The sequence below is a fragment of the uncultured Sphingomonas sp. genome (assembly GCF_964237155.1).
GTDB lineage: Bacteria > Pseudomonadota > Alphaproteobacteria > Sphingomonadales > Sphingomonadaceae > Sphingomonas.
The window spans coordinates 1-4,025 of the sequence record NZ_CAXSHH010000131.1; the positions used below are offsets into that span (position 1 = coordinate 1).

Annotated in this window: 2 protein-coding genes and 1 pseudogene; 1 reads left to right on the plus strand and 2 read right to left on the minus strand. The window is 63.6% G+C overall.

From position 1 onward, the window contains the following. The first annotated feature begins 128 nt into the window (after positions 1–128). The gene (locus ACFE71_RS15115) at positions 129–1,565 is read left to right on the plus strand and encodes a short-chain fatty acyl-CoA regulator family protein (protein ID WP_375429588.1); all 1,437 of its coding nucleotides are present in this window, start codon (positions 129–131) and stop codon (positions 1,563–1,565) included. A 405-nt stretch (positions 1,566–1,970) separates the two neighbouring features. Here the strand turns inward: ACFE71_RS15115 and ACFE71_RS15120 are convergent. Next, a pseudogene (locus ACFE71_RS15120) lies at positions 1,971–2,918 on the minus strand (TonB-dependent receptor). Continuing rightward, on the minus strand, positions 2,908–3,969 hold the full coding sequence (locus tag ACFE71_RS15125) for a TonB-dependent receptor (RefSeq protein ID WP_375429589.1): 1,062 nt from the start codon (positions 3,967–3,969) through the stop codon (positions 2,908–2,910). The pseudogene ACFE71_RS15120 and the gene ACFE71_RS15125 overlap by 11 nt, the downstream one beginning before the upstream one ends. Positions 3,970–4,025 lie beyond the last annotated feature (56 nt).

Below are 4,025 nucleotides of genomic sequence, written 5' to 3' on the forward strand. Positions count from 1 at the left end.
CCACCCATCCGTGCCGCTTCCCGTTTCGCCCCAAGCATCGCAATCGTCGACGACATGCGACGTTCTGTCGCGGATGCAGTTATGGACACAATTGTGGTTTTGTGAAATTGCGGTGTCTAGTTCGCAGAATGAATGTAGCCGTGAAACGCCAACCATCCCGACATCGTCATTATGCCGGAGACCGCGTGCGCGATCTGCGTCAGCGACTGGCGCTAAACCAAAACGAGATGGCCGATCGGCTCGGCTTCTCGACGAGCTATCTGTCACAGATCGAAACCGGTGATCGACCGCTTACGGATCTAGTGCTCGCCGCGCTTGCGCGTTGCTTCCCGTTGGAATGGGTGGACGTCTCGCCGGAGGAGGACGATAACTTACTGGTGCGCGCCTTGGTCGCGGGTGCCGATTCCACGGTTCCGCTTGATCCGATGGATGAGCGGATGGTGATCAAAGGCATGCAGCAGCAGCCGCATTTGGCGCGGCGGATGATCGCTATCCATGCAGCGTATCGGCGGTCTCAAGAGCAGATGCGTGTCCTCGACGATCGCGTTGCGACCGGATCGGACGAGGGGAGCTTGTTGCCATGGGAAGAAGTCCGTGACTGGTTTCAAGGTGCCGCCAACTATGTCGACTCACTCGACCGGTTGGCCGAGAAGCTGGCAGATCAGATCGGAGAGCCAGGTGCGTCGGTCGCTTCATTGGCGCAGCGGCTGAGCGAGGCGCACGGCGTCACGTTGCTCGATATGCCAACGCCAATGAACGGGCGCGTGCGCGGGTTCGATCCGGTCGGCCGTACTCTATTCGTCGATCGTAGCTTGCCGATCGCAAGCCGAGCGTTCGAGCTGGCGCACCAACTGATGCGGCTGGAAGCACGTGACGAGATCGAAGCGATCGCGAACGATGCCTCGCTGCGTTCGGACGCTGCGCGAAGCCTGCTCAAGCTCGGGCTCGCCAACTACGCCGCCGGCGCGATACTTATGCCCTATAATCTTTTTCGGGCGGAAGCGCAGCGCGTCCGGCACGACATCGACCAACTGCTGCATCGCTTTCCCGTCAGCTTCGAACAGGCCTGTCATCGTCTCTCCACGCTGCAGCGTCCCGGTGCGTCGGGGGTGCCGTTCTTCTTTTGCCGTGTCGACATGGCCGGCAACATCACGAAGCGGCATTCCGCCACGCGCCTGCAATTCGCTCAGTTTGGCGGTGCGTGCCCGCTCTGGATCGTGCACGAGGCGGTGGCGGTCTCCGACCGCATTCTCGTGCAGGTCGCCGAGATGCCTGATGGCGTCCGCTACGTCTCCATGGCGAAAGGACTGGTGAAGCCCACCTCCAGCTATCTTCGGCCGTCGCGCCGCTATTCGGTCGCGCTAGGCTGCGAGATCGCACACGCGGGCAGCTTCATCTATGCCGACGGGCTGAGACTGGACGGTAATGACGGCGTGGCACGGATAGGACCGTCATGCCGGATCTGTCCCCGTCATGACTGCGAGCAGCGCGCCTTTCCGCCAGCCGGGCGGGCGATTATCGTCGACCTCGATGGTCGGGCGGTCGTGCCCTATCGCTTCGAATAGGCGGCGCTCGGCGCAACCGGAACATCGCATCTCTGGTGCACTCGTTCTCGATGGGCAGGGTGCCGTAAAACAGCCGTGGCCATCGCGGATCACCCGTCCATGACTCCCGCCATATAGCTAACCTATAGCGCTGACTTGCGCACGTCAGTCTACCCATGCCGACCTTAAGGGGCTGTGGCGTTCGGCGTCGAGGTTCGACAGGCGACCGAGGCTGTCGCCGAGGGCGCGTAGAAGTTGCCAAGCGACCGCGCCGATCCACCGTCGCTGGTGGCGGGGCACCTAGCGCCGTCCGCCGAGCCGCGGAAAGGAGCCGCCCGCTATCTAACGTCTACGGACATTTAGCTGCTCGACCAAGGGGCGCGGACCCGGATGTTGCGTGACGCGCCACGTCCGGGTCCGCCATCCTCAGAACTTGAACGACAGCCCGGCCCCATACGTCCTGGGGTCGTTGACCGTGACGGTGACGATCCCGCCGAAGCGAAAGCCGTTCACCGGATGACGCTCGTCCGTCAGGTTGCGACCGAAGGCGTAGACCTCGACCCCGTTGCCGAAGGCCAGCGACGCCCGCGCGTCCAGCCGGTGCCATCCGCTGGTGCTCAGCCGCAATTCGTTGACCGAGCTGAAATAGCTGGTGGACTCCCAGGAATAGTTCGAGCCGACTTTCATCGTCATGTCGGAGCCGACGACCGTTTCGTAGGTGACGCCCACGCCACCCGACCATCTGGGTGCCTCGTTTAGCTGGTTACCGCGACGGTCCGCGCCCGCCACGCCCAGGATGGTGCATGGCGGATCGCCGTTCCGCGGGGTACCGGCGGTTATCGTCTCGCAAAAATCCGAATAGGCGGCGTCTAGATAGGTTGCTTGGGCGTTCAGCGTGAGGCCACGGACCGGCCGGACGACAAGTTACGCCTCGGCGCCTTTGACCTTCGCGGTTCCCGCATTCTCGACCGTGGTGATGCCCAGGACTATCGTGCGGCGTAGCTGGATTTCGCTGTAGTCGTAATAGAAGCCCGCCAGGTTAAGCGTCACCGCCCGATCAAGGAACTGCGACTTGACGCCGGCTTCATAGGTCCAGAGACTTTCCGCGCCGAAGGTGTTGGGCCGATTACCGGCTCCCGGCAGATAGGCGTAACCGGGCGATTGATAGCGCTTGCTCGCCTTGGCGTAAAACAGGACGTCCTCGGCCGCCTTGAAGTTGATGCCGCCCGCCGGGAGCACCGCGTTATCCGACACCCGCCCGATGATCGGCGCGAATGGGCCAACCGCCGAATAGTCGACCGAGAAATCCCGCTTTTCGTAGTTGAACCGAAGACCGCCGACGAGCGTCAGACGTTCGGTCAGGTCAAACTCCAACTGTCCGAACGCCGCAGCTCGTCACCGACGTGACCGTGAGTTTGGGAGCGACCTCGAGGTTCATGGTCAGCGCGACGCCGCCAGTGCTGAGACGGGTCTTCACATTATCCTCGATGTCGGTCGTCACGTCCCGTACCGCGTACTGTTGCCGTCCGTTGACCACGTTGGACGGCGTGAAGATATCCTCCGACCGCTTGCGCGTATGGTCGACCGACAGGATAGCGTCGAAGGTGCCGGTGCCCAGATAGGCGAGCTTCGCGCGGGCCGAGAGAGAGCTGGCGTCGCCGATCCGGTTCCCCGTCAACGTGTTGCGAAAGAATCCCTCGCGCTGGCTGAACGTGCCGGAAAAGCTGCCAGCAAGGTCGCCGACGATCGGCCCGCCGAGAAAACCGCCAATGGAAACGGCATTGAAATTTGCATAATTCGCATCGAGCTTGCCCTCGACCTCCCGGGTGGGTGCGCGTGTGATGATGTTGATCGCGCCAGCCGTCGCGTTTCGGCCGTAGAGCGTGCCCTGCGGTCCCCGGAGCACCTCGACGCGCTCGACGTCCCGCAGGCCGAAGAAGCCGGCGTCGGGCTTGGATAGGTATACGTCGTCGAGATATATCGCCGTGGCCTGGTTCGCGCCGATCGGGACCGGCTGCCCGGCGATGCCGCGCGTCGAAACGAGGTTGGTGGAGTTCAGACCGGCGGAACCCGTGATGGTCAGACCTGGCACGGTACCCTGGAGATCGGCGATGCTCGCCGCGCCGGTGCCGCTAAGCGCCTCGGGACCGATGGCGCTGATCGCGATGGGGACATCCTGCAGGCGCTCGGAACGGCGCTGGGCGGTAACGACGATTTCGCTGGATGTGGCGCCGTCCTGGGCCGCCTCCACCGGCGCGGCCGGCTCTTCTCCCCCTTGGCGGGGAGCCTGTGCTGCCTGCAGGGCCTGGAGTGCCGGCTGGGCCTGGGCTCGACTTGGTAGGCCTTCATACCGCAGCCGCTCCGCCGCTGTCAGGAGCGCCGGATCGATGCTGGTCGCGCTCAGCGTAGTCCGGATCTCGCGCATGGTGATCTTCCCTCGGTGTGGCGGACACCTCTGATAGGCTCCGCAGGAGCCCTGGA